The sequence below is a fragment of the Methanothrix sp. genome (genome assembly GCF_016706325.1).
Taxonomy (GTDB): Archaea; Halobacteriota; Methanosarcinia; order Methanotrichales; family Methanotrichaceae; genus Methanothrix.
In genome coordinates, this window is the sequence record NZ_JADJJX010000001.1 from 1,752,833 (window position 1) to 1,766,664 (window position 13,832).

Below are 13,832 nucleotides of genomic sequence, written 5' to 3' on the forward strand. Positions count from 1 at the left end.
GTCATTCCCTTTTATCTGATCATCATCCTTGATACCTGATATTACTAACCTTTAGTTAGTGTACAGATGGCTATTTAAACTTTGCGGTGCTTCTGTGACTCTTTGGTGAAATCAGATTTTATGGGCCTCATCAAAAAGACAGCAAGCACAGGGGAAGACTCTCTGCAGCACATCGCCCACGTGATTCGACGAAGAGCCAGATACCGCAAGGTGCCTGCAACGCTATCCCTTTGGATTGTTTATCCCTTCAGATCGCCTATTTCATCTTTCACCTGCCGGTGCCTGGCAGAGGTCGCCAAGAAGAGCGATCGGAACAGCTCTTGTGAATGGGCTTTGATCACTCTTACCCCCTCCTCGGTTATCCCTCCCTCTGTCGCCACCATGAAGATCAGCTCATCAAAGCTCATATCCTCCAGGAGAGCTGCCGTCCCGATCAGGGTCTTCCTGATCAGCTTCTCAGCCTGATCTCTATCTAACTTCTCATCCCTCCGGGAGGCTTCAAGGGCGAACTCCCTGAGGAGGGCACAGATATATGCCGGCCCGCAACTGGTGAGATCGGATAGCACATCGAGCTGCTCTTCTGTCACCTCCGCCGGCCAGCCGATAGCCCGGAAGAGTCTGAATAGCTGAGATCTGTCATCCTCTGAAGCATCATCGCTCAGGACCAGAAGGGTAACTCCCAGCCCCTTGCTGCTGGTGATGCTGGGAATGGCGCGGGCGGTCCTGGCCTGGCATAGCCCTTGTATCCGGGAGAGGGGAAAGTCCATCGCCATCGAGACCACCAGCTTATCTGGGGTGAGATGCTCATGGATCTCAGATATCACCTCCTCCAGATCCATAGGCCGCACGCAGAGAAATATGATATCCGACCTCTTCGCCACCTCATGATTATTTGCTGCCCTCACCCCCAGCTCCTCTGCCAGTCTCAAGGCCTTCTTTTGACTGCGATTGCTCACCCAGAGCCTCTCTTTTTCTATCGCTCCCCTGCGGATGGATGCTTCTGCCAGCATGCTCCCCAGGTGGCCGGTGCCGATTATGCCGAAGTCCGTCATGCCCGGTTGAACTCCGAGTCATAAGCCTCGCGAAGCTTATCCGCAATTTCGCTGCTGGATAACTTCTGCCCGGCAATGGTGGAGAAGGCCTCGGCATAATCGGGCTCAAGACGGCTCAGACTCTCACTTCCCTGGAATATCACATCTACCAGATAGCGGAAATCATCGGCGGATAGCTTCTTCAGCCGGGCTTCAAAGTCCGCCAGCCCTCGAGAGTGATGGTTGGCCAGCGGAGGGAGAATGTTCAGATACTCGATCTGGTATCCATGCCGCTCCATCTCCACAATTTCTGGTGCCAGCTTTCGTAGAATCTCCAAATCGCGCTCGTTCAGATCTCGGGCCATAGAGAACTGTATGCACTGCAAAAATATATCGTTATCCTATGTTATTTGACATGTGCTATTTGACATGTGCTATTTGACATGTGATATCTGGCACTATCTCACGGATTGCGATATCCAGTCAAGATATGGCCCATAGCCGCTGGTTATCGGGAGAACGATGATCTCGGGAAGCTCATAGCTGTGCAGCTCTCTGATCCTCGATATAATCCTCTCAATGCTGCTCTGTTTTGTCTTTATGATCAAGAGCTCCTCATGCTCCAAATTGAGCTTGCTGTCCCAAAGATAACAGGATTTGACTCTTGAGATGTTAACGCATGCAGCCAGATGCTCCTCTACCAGCGATTTTGCTATCTCCTCTCCGTTCTGGGGAGAGGCAGTGCAGAGCACCACCCTGTACGGACCGCTCTCGATATTCATCTCTTGGGGCCTGGCATTCTCAACATCTCCATATCGATTTCCGCTGCTCGCTTCCACCCAGCGCTCGCCATTCTCTCCCCTCTCCTTCTTCCAGATGGGAGCCCTCCTCTTCAGCTCATCGATGATGTATCTGCACCCCTCGAAGGCCTCAGCCCTGTGAGGAGCAGAGCAGACGATGGCCACTATGCTCTCCCCCACTGCCAGCCGGCCGGTGCGGTGGACCACCTGGGCCGAGAGCAGGCCGAAGCTGCGCATGGCCTCGGAGCGGATCAGATCGATCTCTGCCTCCGCTGCCTCATGGAAGGCCTCCACCTCCATCATCTGGATGCCGTCATCTCTGACCGTACCCAGGAAGGTGACAATGGCGCCGGAGCCCTCTCCCTTCGCCCTCTGGACCATCTCCTCCAAAGAGATCTCCCTCTCTGTGATCTCAATCAACGCCCTCAGCCTCCTGCCACTGGGGGGAAGATAGCCAGCTCATCGCCCTCGGCCAAGGGGATGGAGAGATCATTCACAGGATCAATCCTCTTCTTATTGATCATGAGCAGGACATAATCCTCAAGCCCCCCTGAATGATCGAAAGCCTGCTCTTTGAAGGCAGGGGATATCGATCCAATGGCCTCCAGGAGGGAGAGAACAGTCGAACCCTCCGGGATCTCCATATCCCTCTCCTTCCCCAGTATCTCTCGAAATAGGGCGAATGCCCTGACCTTCACCATCATTTGCCCGAACCCTTCTTTTTCCCTTTTTCTATTCCTTTGTTTTCCTTTTCTCTGCTTCTTCTCTTTCCTTTTCTCTATTTCCTGTTTTTCTTCTCTTCTTCTCTTATTCCCTGTTTTCTATTTTTTTTGTCTACTTTTTATTTTTTATATAGATCGCCGAAGCTGATGATGGCTCTCTTAGTCTCTGCCCCCTCACCGGCTGAAACCCTCTTCTGACCCTCTTTCAGCGTCTCTTTGATCTTCCTGGCCTCGCTCTCCCTCAGCCGGGCGATCTCCTCTGGTGAGTCAACGCCCATGACGAATGTGCCGTGACAGGGTTTGACATAGGTGAAGAGCACCTCCTCGCCTCTCACTCCCAATGCCACCGGGGGGACGCCGATGATATAATAATCTTTGAAGATCTTGTATCCCGGGTCGACATAATAGACCTCCTCTGAGTTCTTCTCAATGAAGTCGCGCGCCTCTTTGAATGATGTCCTCTCCAGATACAGCCTGTACTTCAACTGCTCAATACAGCTCAAATTACCACCTTGTCTATCTTTCTCATCAGGGGCCCAGGATTGTGAGTCGCTACAGCCACGATCTTCTCTGCTGGATACTCTATGCTCTCCCCCAGTGCCTCGGCATTCCTGCCGAAGACCACTGCATAATGCTTGGCCTTGGATATGGCGCTGAATGTGGCCCCATAGGCCATGCCGGCATCGCTATGCATGAAAGCAAAGCAGGCGTCGTAGTCCATCCTCTTCTCCACGATCTCCTGTATGATCCAATCCAGGTCTACACTCTTTTTCACATAATACTTCTCCGGGTCGGCGGCTCTCAGCTGTCTGATCGGGGCATTCGTTCCTGCCACTGTCACATCCCAGCCTGCTCTTTCCAGCCTATGAGCGAGGTAGATCACAATGCTGATCTGCACCGGCACCTCCGGGCAGCCCATCACCAACAGCGCCTTTTTGCCTTCAGTCATACTCTCATCTCTTCTGATAGACTATGTTATGCACAATGATGTCCATGATTTGCGACGACAATGTATACGATGTGCGACGGCAATGCACATGACAATGCGACGACAATGTATACGATATGCGGCGACAACGCGCACAACAATGCGTACAACAATATACTCAATGATATGCTCATCGATATGCTCATCGATCGCCGCGCTCAATCCTTTGGAGGTGGCCGCAGTCCGGGCAGCTCAAATTCCTCTCACAGGAGATCTCATCCAGGGAGGAGGAGAGGCCATCCCAGAGAACGAGGCGGTCCTCCAGAAGCTCTCCTCTGCCCAGGGCGAACTTGAGGGCCTCATTAACCTGAATGGAGCCGATGATCCCGCAGGTCGGGCCCAGGGAGGGGGATGTCTGTGCCGGCGGAGCGCGGGGGAAGATGCAGCGCAAGCAGGCCGTTCTTCCCGGCACAATGGTCGTCGCCTGGCCCTGAAATCCGCTGATAGCGCCGTGGAACAGGGGTATATCTCTCTTCAGTGCCGCGCAGTTCAGCAGATACCTGGTGGGGAAGTTGTCCATGGCATCCATGATCATGTCACAGCCCTGCAAGAGCCGGTCGACGCTCCCCTCTGATATCCTCTCCTGCAAGACCTCCACCTCCACCTCCGGATTGATATCGCTCAGGGTCTTGAGAGCTGACTGAGCCTTGCTCTGACCCAGGCCCGAGCTGCTATGAAGGATCTGCCGGTTGAGGTTGCTCAGTTCAACAGAGTCGCAGTCCGCTATGCGAATCCTGCCAAAGCCCAGGGCCGCCAGATACAGTGAGACGATCGAGCCCAATCCGCCTGCTCCTGCTACGAAGACCCTTTTTTTCTTGAGCCTCTCCTGACCTTCCTCAGCAAAGAGGCGGATCTGGCGGGAGTACCTCTCCCTCTCGACATCGCTCAGCATCAGATCGCCCCGGTTTTTATCGCTCGGATTAATTAAGGATTTCCCGAGGGTTCCGGGGAATCTAGCCGCCATGCACTATTCGCACTATCTTCAGCACATCCAGGCCACCTGCAGTCTCCTCCTCCACCACTATCTGGCCGTTCTTAGCCACGATTACCTCCTCTGAGTTTATCTGTAGCTCCCTCAGAATATCCTCGATGCGATGATCTTTCACTTCCAATTCCAATCTGCTTCCATCAGGCATTTCGATCAGCATTCTCGCTCCCGTGCCACCGCGAGCAGAAAGAGGCCCATTCCTTCCGGGTGGCATTTATCTTTTCTTTGCTGCTTTTCAGCCCAAAAAGAAAAATGAGCTTCTTTCCCTCTTTGAGTCACGGCCAGACATAGATGTAGATGTAATTGGACCAGTCTTTAGAGTAGTAGCTCAGGATATGCCAGCCCGGCTCGCTTCCCATAAACCAGGTCTGATACCAGCCGGCATTCTTATAGCCGAAGTTTCTCACCTCGGGATTGCAGCCCTTGCCAGCAGGATTGTGGCGGATCTTCCATTCATAGGACCAGTACTCTCCCGGTCGGCTTATCTTGGACCAGAGCGGGATCCACTCGCCGCAGTAGACGCCAGCTACAGTATCTGTAACCCCCTGGCAGGAGAGGACGTAGTACTCATTGCACCTGCATTGAGACGGTTTTGGGAATACGGCTTTGCTGCCCTTGGACGCATATCCATGGGGGGTCGCATGTCCCTTTGGGAATTCGCCACTCTGACAGGAGCCGCTCTCATCGACATAGGGGCAGTTGGGATAGACCCCATCAGTGACCAGAGTGGATGTAGTGAAGGTGGTCTTGGTCATGGCGGAAGAGGCCTTTCCCTCCGATCTCACCGGATAGCCCTGGACGGGATATGCGGCGAAGGTGATAGGAGAGTGGCTTCCCTGAGCTGAGCTGTCGATAGGGCCCCTTTCTCCCGTCTGGCTGCTGGCTGGAGGATATAAGTTGAAATTGGGAAGGGAAAGCTGCTCAGAATAGATGTCAGGCGGTGTGGGAGCCCCGGCAGGCAGGGAGACGGCCAAGGGTGGTTGCATAGCGGGCTGCCCGGAAGGAGATGAGGATGCCGTCGAGGGCGCAGCCATAGACGGAACTGTGGATGGTCCTGTGGGCGGGATCGTTGATGGGGCTGTAGATGGAACCGCAGACGGAAGGGTGGGCGGTATTGTGGATGAGGCTGTGGATGGGATTGAGGGCTCAATTGCCGTCTTTTCTCCTGCCAGATAGGTGGGTGATGCAGAAGAGGGGGCAGAAGAAAGCCTAGGTGGATGGACATAGATGTAGACATAGTTGGACCAGTGGCCGCAATAATAACAGATTGTATGCCATCCGGGAACATCTCCCGTAAACCAGCCCTTCTTGTAGCCCGGCCCTGACCAGCCCCAGGATCTGATAAGTGGAGCGGACTCACCAGGATACCACTCATAAACGAAGAAATTGCCTTTTGATTTTATATCCGCCCAGAGGGGCAGGTATCCTCTGTAGTTGCATCCAGCGACTGTGCCAAGGCCTGATAGGGTCTGAACATAGAACCGGTTCGAGGAGCTGACCTGGCCTGGGTAATACCAATCGGCGAAGCTTGCTGAGGAAGCTGCTGGGAGAGGGTCTGGGCTGGTGATCTTGCCCAGGCTCGAGCCGGCCTGAAAGTCGGACAGTGCCAAATCCTGCTCATCATAAGATCCGCTTGCGGCTGGCATAAGCATCGGATATGATATGAAGCTCAAGCTCTCATCAGGAGCATAGCTCTCCGCCTGAGGGATCGAGAGCCCGAGCTGTTCAGCAGTCAGTCCGTCCTCGACAGGCCCTGATATCGAGGGTGCCCGATATAACATCGATTTCGATGTTGATGATGAGGATGGTGAAGATTCAAGTGCTTCCGCATAGCCCTTCTGATCGCCGCCAGAGAGGCTGCGGTCCGGTTGGATGTAAAGATCAGCGCCGCCCACATCTCCAACAAGGGAAAGGGCAGTGCTCGTGATGATCAGAAAGACTGTCAATGCATATAGATAATGCTTTATAGTTCTCTTCATATGTACCCCACTCCCGATCAACTTTAGATCTGTTGCTGGAGCGATTTAGGCGTTCAATCTATTTAATACTTGCTTTGGGATGGGTATCTAGAAAGCATTTAGTTTATAATAATAATATTCAGTCCGCCAATCTGAAAATAATTTGTATGATCTTGTATGGCCTTGTTGGCCTTGTATGACCTTGAGCTGATCCAAAGAGCAATCAGCATTTCCGGTGAACCAGCCGTCTCTTCAATGCACTGGCCGGGACAGGATATGCCCTGCCCACCGGGCCCCTGCTGCCATAGCGGCTGATAATACCACAGGAGGTCGGCAATACCACAGAAGGCCGTCTGCTACCTCAGGCGCCAGTTGCTCCTCACCATCTCAGCCAGGCGTGGGTTTTCAAACTGGTTGTAGATGTCCAGGTCAGTGGTATAACCGACAAATGGGTCTATGCTGCCCTTCTCCATATTGGTCACCCAGATCTGAAGATCTCTCTCCTCTGCAGCTGCGCCTCTCTCCCGGTAGAACTTCATGAAGGGCTCCAGGCTCTCGCCGCTGGGCACCAGGGCCACCACCTCCTCTCCCTCTCCTCCCTGGCACTTATCTATATCCAGCGACCTCACGCTCGGTGTTATAAAGGCCCTGACCTCTCTCTTGGGCGCACTGAAGAGCATCTGATCTGCTCCCTCTGAGATCAAGGTATATCCTGCCTCCCTCATGAACTCCGCCAGGAGATCCTTCAGGCTCTGGCACATGATCCTCCTCAGCTCGGGAATCGAGTTGTGGAATCTGCGATTGGCATTGGCGAAGTCCTGCTTGCTGTACTTTTTGGTGTGCAGGAAATGGAATATCCGTCCATCCATCTGGGTGAAGGTGTCAAGCCGGGGCAGATCGAAGAACACTGGCTCTTTGCTCATGATGCTGGCGAAGATTCCAGGAGCTATCCTCTCGCCCACTATCTTATGCAGCTCCTCTTGCTCCTCCTCGCTCAAATCCGCTGCCCTGACAATATCATAGGTGCGAAGCAATAGCTCGCAGCGGGCGATGATCTCCCTCTCCCATAGAACCTTGCGGAGAGGACCGGCGATCTTGTCAATATCCATATCAATCAACTGAAACCATCGAATTATCTATCATCGATTTATCCATCGATATAATCTCTGATCTAGAGCAACTTATGGGCATTTAAACCTTCAGACTGGCCAGCTCTGCGCGCAGCTCGCCCATGGTGGCAGTCCTCTCTGCGAAGGCATTATGTTGATGGATGCTCTCCTCATTGATCTGCTTGAGGGTCACTGCGGCATCATCGGGCAGATCGCAGAAGGCCTCCACTGTCTTTTGTGCCATGGTCCTGACACAGTCCTCTACGAACCTGGGATTGCTGTGCGCCCGGCTGACCACCAGTGCCTCATCCGGTCTTTTGAGCAGGCCATAGACCTTGGAGCTCATGGACTCCTCGATGATATTTATGATCCTGTCGATGGAGACGCAGCGCCGGTCACGCACCTCTATTGAGATGCTGCCCCTGCCCCGCTGGTTATGGGTGGCCATGGGCAGCCGGGTCAAGAGGTCCAAAGCGGCATCTTCAGAGAGGCCGGCCTTCAGCAGCTCGCTTTTAGCCTGCTCTTTCATGATCTCCTGCGCACAGGGACAGGCAGTCATCCCCATGACCTCTGCCCCCACAGTCTTTCTCAGGTAGCCAGCGGGCCCTGCCCTTGCCACAGCCTCGGCGAATATGTCCACCACCTCCTGGCAGGTGGCCCTGGTGAAGGGGGTCTGTCTGCGGACGATATACTCGCTTTTCATCTTCACCTCTGCCCGGGTGGCATACTCATGCCGGGCAAGGAGCCTCTTGGCGATCTCGCCGCATAGCTCCTCGATCACATAGACCGGCCGGTTTATGGCATCCTCTAAGACCTCATCTATGGCCTCGAAGTTCCGGGAGAGGTTGGCGCCCTTGCGATCGGATGGAAGGTCGACGAAGACCTCGAAATCGGATATAAGGACCACTGGCCTCTCGTCGCCTCCCCTCTCGATCTTGATAAGCTTCTTGACGCCGGTAACGCCCACTCTGGTCAGATTGAAGGGAAAATCTGGCACACAGGCTTGAATATCAGGAAGGACGTCCAAGCCCATTCACTCCTTATACAGCTCCCAGCCATTGATATCGGGCTCTTCCTCTTCCAGCCGATCGATCTTCAATATGAGCCTGTCCAATTCCTGCATCATCTCCTTCAGGCTGCCTGTGATCCTCTCATCGCAGTCATCAGCCAAATTAAAAGACCTAACCAGCTCGGCCATCAACTCCTCTTCATCCATATCGAGCATCCGGCATATTCTCCTCTCAATGTCCTTCGAACCGGGCATAGTATTTCATCTCAAACGGGTATATTTGAGTCTTTGCTTAAGCGAAAGGCTTTTCATTCTGACAGAGAAGGTCTATTGATGATCAAACGTTGCCCTCAGCATGGATTTTTCAGGGGAGAGCATTGTGAGTGCGGCCTGGCTGGCCAGCTCATCCTGGATGAGGCCAAGACAGAGCAGTTGGGCAGGCTGGTAGCTGGGGGCCTGAGGCATTTTCCCCATGATCTGGGGCTGGAGATGGACTCCCTGGGCTGGGTTGATCTCCCAAAACTGGGGGATGTGGTGCAGAGAAGACATCGTTGGGCCAGCAGAGATCATGTGCTCGCCCTTGTTCAATCCGATCCCAAGCAGAGATACGAGATCTCAAACCAGAGGATCAGAGCCAGATACGGCCATTCGATAGATATAGAGCTGGACCACCCAGAAAGCCATCATTCCCTGCTCTATTATGGAGCGAGCGAAGAGGAGGCGGACAGAATCCTGGAGATCGGTCTTAAGTCCGCCTCACAGAGATATGTCCACCTCTCCACCACCCCAGGGAAGGCCTGGGAGGTAGCAGGCTATCGCACGGGAAATCCCCGGGTGATTCAGGTGGACGCTGATCTGGCCAGAGGGGAGGGAGTGAAGATGATGACCGTAAACGATGATATCGTCATATCGGAGAAGGTACCAGCCCAGTTTCTCTGCATCCTCTCCACAAGGGATATCCTCCGCCCGGTGGAGAATCGACAAGATTGATCGGTTTGGTCGAATTGATCGGTTTGGTCGGATTGATCGGTTTGATCGGATTGATCGGATTTATCAGCGGCCAAAACGCCTCTCCCGTCCCTGATAATCTCTAATGGCACGGAGAAAATCGATCTTGCGCAGCTTGGGCCAGTTTACATCGGTAAAATACAGCTCCGAGTAGGCCGCCTGCCAGATCATGAAATCGCTCAACTGTTTTCCTCCCGCCCTTATCACCAGATCAGGTTTTTGAGAGAAGCGGAGGCGGGACTCTATCGCCTCCTCATTGATATGCTCAGGATCCAGCCTCCCCTCCTCCACCTCTCTGAGCAGATCTCGAAATGCCTCTGTCACCTCTCTTTTCCCCCCATAGCCCAGGGAGACGGCCACCTTCAAGCTTCCCCCCAGGCCTGTGAGCAGATCCTCATCTGCTGTATGCAAAGAGATCTGAGCAGGAGAACTGTGTAGAGAATCAGCAATCTTCTGGCAGAGCGATGGCTCTGTGTCATTTATATAAAGGACGAGGGAGGAGAGGCCGATAGATCCGCTCCACTCGATCATCTCCTTGAGCCTGCAGAGCCCCTCCTCGATGAGGTCCCCGGAGCTGAGGACGATGGCGATGCAGCTGGGAAGAGTGCCCTTGGATATGCGCATCTCCAAAAGCTGCTCATAAAGGCGAGAGATCATATCAATTCCACTCCTGGTTCTCCATAGGCAAAGTATTTTTGCGATGAGACTGGTCTGTATTGCATGCACCGCAAGGACGCCGTCAGGCTGGCCATAGGGCTTATGACACTGCTCCTTCCCTATGCTGGGGCTCTGACGTTGATTCCTCTGGCAGCAGCAGCTCTGCTGGAGAGAGGGGTGCGACTGCTTGCCGCCACTTTGGGACTGCTCCTGATCGCCAGACCCCTCCTCTCCCAACTGGATGTTGATCTTCCTCTGTATGTTATAGCCATATCCTTTGTAGCATCCACCTTTGCCCAACTGGGCTACCGCAGGTTTGACTCCCTGGCAGGCGGCATAGTCCATCTTTTCATCACTGTGGCCCTTGGCTATCCCCTCGCGACCTGGATCTCTGCAGGCACCATTCCCATAGAGAGCGCCATGTTCCTGGCGGTCTTGGGCGGGCTTTCCGGCACGTTTCTCAATCAGGCCTCCAGGATGAGGGACTTTGCCGTTCCATTCGGCACTGCCATGGTCATGTGGCTCTTCTCCTTCCATTATCCATTCCCCGAGCTGGAGGTCATCCTCATCATCTGCCTCTTCGCCCTCCTCTTGGGGGTGGGTGCCTACTGGGCCAAAGCAGCGGACACAGCGGCTGTGATCAGCGAGACCATAGTCGGCTTCCTGGTGATAATCTTCGCCGGCCTGAGCTGGTTCATGCTCCTTTTGGTCTTCTATCTGATGGGTGGGGGATTCACCCGTTATGGATATGCTAAAAAGCAGAAGCTGGGGATAGCCCAATCCCATGGGGGAGTGCGCGGCTACAAGAATGTCTTCAGCAACAGCCTAGTTCCACTGGCCATGGCAGTCCTCTACGGGATATATGGATACGAGCTGCTCTTATATGCTTTCGTGGGCTCTGTGGCAACTGCCAACGGTGATACCCTGGCCAGCGAGATCGGGGAGACCAGTCGCTCCAAGCCGAGGATGATAACCACTCTGAAGGAGACAGAGCATGGTGTGGATGGGGGGGTGACGCTGCTTGGCGAGGGGGCATCTCTCCTGGGCGCTCTCATCATCGCCATCCTGGCGGCGGCCGCCGGGATGATCGAGCCAATCGGAATAATCATTGTGACAGCAGCCGGATTTCTGGGAACCAATTTCGACAGCCTCCTGGGGGCGACCCTGCAGAGCCGGGGCACACTGAGCAACAATGGGGTGAACCTGGTGGCGACTGCCTTCGGAGCCATGGCCGGGGGGGTGCTCTTGCATATCCTGCATATTTGGAATGTCCTTTAAAGCTGATCTTCTGGCCATCCCGTCGTCAATTGGAGCATCCTCTCAATTGGAGCCTTCAGCTGCCAATTGGAGCATCCTGTCAATAACTCGGTCTATGAGTCTGAATTGTGAGGACATATGAAAACATGAGGAAATGTGAGATCATGAGGGTCTTTGGGGTTTTTGGTGATCCAATTGAGCATAGCCTCTCCCCCCCCATGCATAATGCCGCCTTTCGCGCTCTGGGCATAAAAGGCTGCTATCATGCCTTTCGTGTCAGCCGGCCAAGGCTTGCAGATGCCATCTACGGCGCGGCTGCTATGGGATTTGGAGGGCTGAACCTGACCATCCCTCTCAAGGAGGAGGCACTGCGCCTGGAGTCTTTGGAGGTTGATGACCTGGCCAGGGAGATTGGTGCTGTCAATACCATATCCTTCTCCGCAGATGAGGGAGGGGGGGGGCGGGATATAGAATCAGAATCCAGGGCCATAATACTGATGGCAGGGGGGCTCTTTTGGCTCTGCAGGGGGCGGGGGTCAGAGTCAGAGGCAGCCGGGTTCTCATAATCGGCGCAGGAGGGGCGGCCAGGGCATTGGCCTATTCCCTGGGCAGGGAGGGGGTTGAGATCTCCATTGCCAACCGGAGGGTGCAGAGGGCGCATGATCTGGCGGCCTCTGTGGGGGGCACAGGCTTCAGCCTGAGCGATCTGGACCGCCTGGCCAGCCAGGCTGATGTGATCATCAATGCCACCTCAGTGGGGATGAGAGAGGGGGACGGGAGGATAATCGATGGCCATCTCTTAAAGAGCCATCATGCCGTCTTTGATATCGTCTATAACCGGGAGACGGAGCTGATCAGTGATGCCCGCTCCGCGGGGGCGGTGGCTATCGATGGAGTGATGATGCTGGTCTATCAGGGGGCGGAGGCCTTTGAGATCTGGACGGGCAGGAGGGCTCCGGTGGATGTGATGGAGAGGGCAGTCAGAGAGGGGCTGGAGAAGAGGAGGAGGGAGGAGAGTGGGGGATGACAGTGGGGGGCAGGGATCAAGATGGGCTCGGAGGATGGGAATGGAGTACAGGGATGAAGATGAGGTCGGGGGATGAGAATGGAGGATGAGAATGGAGGATGATGAGATCTGAGGGTGGGGGGATGGCAGGATGGTGCGCATACTGATACTGGGGGGGACGGGCGAGACCGGCTCCTGGTTCGCCCGCTATTTCAGAGAAAAGGGATGGGAGGTGGCGGTCTGGGGGCCGAGCGGGAGGGTGGAGGTTGCCGAACGCCTGGGGGTGCACTATGCCCATGATATGATGGCAGAGGTTGAGAGGAGCGATGTGCTCTTGATCAGCGTTCCTATTGAGAAGACAGTGGATGTCATCCGTCAGGTTGCTCCTCGCATGCGCCCAGGCAGTCTGATCATGGATGTGACCTCAGTCAAATCCGGGCCGGTGAGGGCGATGAAGACCTATGCTCCCCAGGGGGTGGAGGTGCTGGGTACCCATCCCATGTTCGGGCCCACCATGCCCTCCCTCTCCGGCCAGACGGTCATCCTCACCCCGGTGGAGAAGAAGACAGGAGTGTGGCTGGAGAGGATCAGATCCCTCTTCGAGGCGGACGGAGCGAAGATCGAGATCCTGCAAGCAGAGGAGCATGATGAGATCATGGCAGTGGTACAGGCGCTGACCCACTTCGCCTATATCAGCATTGGGGCGGCTCTGAAGGCCCTGGACTTTGATGTTCAGAGGTCGCAGAGGTTCATGTCACCAGTCTATGAGATCATGATCGACTTTGTGGGCAGAATACTGGACCAGAGCCCGGATCTTTATGCATCCATTCAGATGAATCCAAAAGCGGCTCTCGCCCGGCAGGCCTTTGTGGCGGAGAGCATGAGGCTTTGCGAAAAAGCAGACGCCGGAGATGTAGAGGGCTTCAAGCAGACGATGAGGGAAGCAGCCCTTCATTACGGCGGGACCCATGAGGCCCTTCTGAGGTCGGACCGGGTGATCAATGCTCGGATCAGGGATAAAGGACGGGATTAAGAAACGGATCAAGAAAGGATAGGGAACAGGATATAGAAAGGATAAGGAACAGGATAAGGAACAGGATAGGGAACAGGATAGGAACAGGATAAGGAACAGGATAAGGAACAGGATAAGGAACAGGATAAGGAACAGGATAAGGAACAGGATAAGGAACAGGATAAGGAACAGGATATAGAAAGGATAAGGAACAGGATATAGAAAGGATAAGGAACAGGATATAGAAAGGATAAGGAACAGGATATAGAAATAGAGGGGAAGGGAGA

The 13,832-nt window shown here is 54.3% G+C and carries 16 protein-coding genes and 1 pseudogene; 4 read left to right on the plus strand and 13 right to left on the minus strand.

What is annotated here, in order from left to right; translation table 11 throughout:
* Nucleotides 1-239: 239 nt before the first annotated feature.
* The 12 genes from IPI63_RS08995 to IPI63_RS09050 all read right to left on the minus strand — a co-directional run bounded on the left by IPI63_RS08995 (nucleotide 240) and on the right by IPI63_RS09050 (nucleotide 8,860).
* Nucleotides 240-1,052: a pyrroline-5-carboxylate reductase gene (locus IPI63_RS08995; protein ID WP_292478025.1), complete on the minus strand. Its 813-nt coding sequence runs from the start codon at nucleotides 1,050-1,052 to the stop codon at nucleotides 240-242.
* Complete coding sequence (locus IPI63_RS09000; RefSeq protein WP_214065285.1) at nucleotides 1,049-1,396, minus strand: hypothetical protein; 348 nt, start codon at nucleotides 1,394-1,396, stop codon at nucleotides 1,049-1,051. Before IPI63_RS09000 ends, IPI63_RS08995 begins: the two co-directional genes overlap by 4 nt.
* A gap of 93 nt (nucleotides 1,397-1,489) precedes the next feature.
* Complete coding sequence (cutA, locus tag IPI63_RS09005) at nucleotides 1,490-2,251, minus strand: divalent cation tolerance protein CutA (RefSeq protein ID WP_292478027.1); 762 nt, start codon at nucleotides 2,249-2,251, stop codon at nucleotides 1,490-1,492.
* Nucleotides 2,252-2,256: 5 nt separating this feature from the next.
* On the minus strand, nucleotides 2,257-2,535 hold the full coding sequence (locus IPI63_RS09010; protein WP_292478029.1) for a ubiquitin-like small modifier protein 1: 279 nt from the start codon (nucleotides 2,533-2,535) through the stop codon (nucleotides 2,257-2,259).
* 137 nt (nucleotides 2,536-2,672) lie between these two features.
* A complete protein-coding gene (locus IPI63_RS09015) occupies nucleotides 2,673-3,056 on the minus strand; it encodes a DUF1894 domain-containing protein (RefSeq protein ID WP_292478031.1) in 384 nt (127 codons plus the stop codon).
* Nucleotides 3,053-3,502, minus strand: coding sequence for a DUF1890 domain-containing protein (locus IPI63_RS09020; RefSeq protein WP_292478032.1), 450 nt, complete (start codon nucleotides 3,500-3,502; stop codon nucleotides 3,053-3,055). Before IPI63_RS09020 ends, IPI63_RS09015 begins: the two co-directional genes overlap by 4 nt.
* A 181-nt stretch (nucleotides 3,503-3,683) precedes the next feature.
* Nucleotides 3,684-4,433 carry a HesA/MoeB/ThiF family protein gene (locus IPI63_RS09025; protein WP_292478034.1) on the minus strand — a complete coding sequence of 250 codons (750 nt, stop codon included), beginning with the start codon at nucleotides 4,431-4,433 and terminating at the stop codon, nucleotides 3,684-3,686.
* 61 nt (nucleotides 4,434-4,494) lie between these two features.
* Nucleotides 4,495-4,689 carry a MoaD/ThiS family protein gene (locus tag IPI63_RS09030; RefSeq protein ID WP_292478035.1) on the minus strand — a complete coding sequence of 65 codons (195 nt, stop codon included), beginning with the start codon at nucleotides 4,687-4,689 and terminating at the stop codon, nucleotides 4,495-4,497.
* A gap of 115 nt (nucleotides 4,690-4,804) precedes the next feature.
* Nucleotides 4,805-6,508: a hypothetical protein gene (locus IPI63_RS09035; protein ID WP_292478037.1), complete on the minus strand. Its 1,704-nt coding sequence runs from the start codon at nucleotides 6,506-6,508 to the stop codon at nucleotides 4,805-4,807.
* A gap of 335 nt (nucleotides 6,509-6,843) precedes the next feature.
* Complete coding sequence (locus IPI63_RS09040; RefSeq protein ID WP_214065293.1) at nucleotides 6,844-7,596, minus strand: hypothetical protein; 753 nt, start codon at nucleotides 7,594-7,596, stop codon at nucleotides 6,844-6,846.
* Between the two features lie 82 nt (nucleotides 7,597-7,678).
* Complete coding sequence (gene mptA / locus IPI63_RS09045) at nucleotides 7,679-8,629, minus strand: GTP cyclohydrolase MptA (RefSeq protein ID WP_214065278.1); 951 nt, start codon at nucleotides 8,627-8,629, stop codon at nucleotides 7,679-7,681.
* Complete coding sequence (locus IPI63_RS09050) at nucleotides 8,630-8,860, minus strand: hypothetical protein (RefSeq protein WP_214065277.1); 231 nt, start codon at nucleotides 8,858-8,860, stop codon at nucleotides 8,630-8,632.
* A gap of 78 nt (nucleotides 8,861-8,938) precedes the next feature.
* Here IPI63_RS09050 and IPI63_RS09055 point away from each other — a divergent pair, with 78 nt between their 5' ends.
* The gene (locus tag IPI63_RS09055) at nucleotides 8,939-9,595 is read left to right on the plus strand and encodes an RNA 2'-phosphotransferase (RefSeq protein WP_214065276.1); all 657 of its coding nucleotides are present in this window, start codon (nucleotides 8,939-8,941) and stop codon (nucleotides 9,593-9,595) included.
* A 63-nt stretch (nucleotides 9,596-9,658) separates the two neighbouring features.
* Here the strand turns inward: IPI63_RS09055 and IPI63_RS09060 are convergent, their stop codons facing one another.
* Entirely contained in the window at nucleotides 9,659-10,270 is a 612-nt protein-coding gene (locus IPI63_RS09060; RefSeq protein ID WP_214065275.1) for an undecaprenyl diphosphate synthase family protein, read from the minus strand.
* Nucleotides 10,271-10,333: 63 nt separating this feature from the next.
* Between IPI63_RS09060 and IPI63_RS09065 the strand changes: the two genes are divergently transcribed.
* The 3 genes and pseudogenes from IPI63_RS09065 (at nucleotide 10,334) to IPI63_RS09080 (ending at nucleotide 13,566) form a co-directional block, all read left to right on the plus strand.
* Nucleotides 10,334-11,548: a TIGR00297 family protein gene (locus IPI63_RS09065; RefSeq protein WP_292478040.1), complete on the plus strand. Its 1,215-nt coding sequence runs from the start codon at nucleotides 10,334-10,336 to the stop codon at nucleotides 11,546-11,548.
* Between the two features lie 140 nt (nucleotides 11,549-11,688).
* Nucleotides 11,689-12,554: pseudogene (gene aroE, locus IPI63_RS12950) on the plus strand (shikimate dehydrogenase).
* 130 nt (nucleotides 12,555-12,684) lie between these two features.
* Complete coding sequence (locus IPI63_RS09080; RefSeq protein ID WP_292478045.1) at nucleotides 12,685-13,566, plus strand: prephenate dehydrogenase/arogenate dehydrogenase family protein; 882 nt, start codon at nucleotides 12,685-12,687, stop codon at nucleotides 13,564-13,566.
* Nucleotides 13,567-13,832 lie beyond the last annotated feature (266 nt).

Excerpts from the sequence above, each read along its gene's own strand:
- IPI63_RS08995 (WP_292478025.1), bottom strand. The coding sequence starts at position 1,052 with ATGACGGACTTCGGCATAATCGGCACCGGCCACCTGGGGAGCATGCTG.
- IPI63_RS09000 (WP_214065285.1), bottom strand. The coding sequence starts at position 1,396 with ATGGCCCGAGATCTGAACGAGCGCGATTTGGAGATTCTACGAAAGCTG.
- IPI63_RS09010 (WP_292478029.1), bottom strand. The coding sequence starts at position 2,535 with ATGATGGTGAAGGTCAGGGCATTCGCCCTATTTCGAGAGATACTGGGG.
- IPI63_RS09020 (WP_292478032.1), bottom strand. The coding sequence starts at position 3,502 with ATGACTGAAGGCAAAAAGGCGCTGTTGGTGATGGGCTGCCCGGAGGTG.
- IPI63_RS09025 (WP_292478034.1), bottom strand. The coding sequence starts at position 4,433 with ATGCTGAGCGATGTCGAGAGGGAGAGGTACTCCCGCCAGATCCGCCTC.
- IPI63_RS09030 (WP_292478035.1), bottom strand. The coding sequence starts at position 4,689 with ATGCTGATCGAAATGCCTGATGGAAGCAGATTGGAATTGGAAGTGAAA.
- IPI63_RS09035 (WP_292478037.1), bottom strand. The coding sequence starts at position 6,508 with ATGAAGAGAACTATAAAGCATTATCTATATGCATTGACAGTCTTTCTG.
- IPI63_RS09040 (WP_214065293.1), bottom strand. The coding sequence starts at position 7,596 with ATGGATATTGACAAGATCGCCGGTCCTCTCCGCAAGGTTCTATGGGAG.
- mptA (WP_214065278.1), bottom strand. The coding sequence starts at position 8,629 with ATGGGCTTGGACGTCCTTCCTGATATTCAAGCCTGTGTGCCAGATTTT.
- IPI63_RS09050 (WP_214065277.1), bottom strand. The coding sequence starts at position 8,860 with ATGCCCGGTTCGAAGGACATTGAGAGGAGAATATGCCGGATGCTCGAT.
- IPI63_RS09055 (WP_214065276.1), top strand. The coding sequence starts at position 8,939 with ATGATCAAACGTTGCCCTCAGCATGGATTTTTCAGGGGAGAGCATTGT.
- IPI63_RS09060 (WP_214065275.1), bottom strand. The coding sequence starts at position 10,270 with ATGATCTCTCGCCTTTATGAGCAGCTTTTGGAGATGCGCATATCCAAG.
- IPI63_RS09065 (WP_292478040.1), top strand. The coding sequence starts at position 10,334 with ATGCACCGCAAGGACGCCGTCAGGCTGGCCATAGGGCTTATGACACTG.
- IPI63_RS09080 (WP_292478045.1), top strand. The coding sequence starts at position 12,685 with ATGGTGCGCATACTGATACTGGGGGGGACGGGCGAGACCGGCTCCTGG.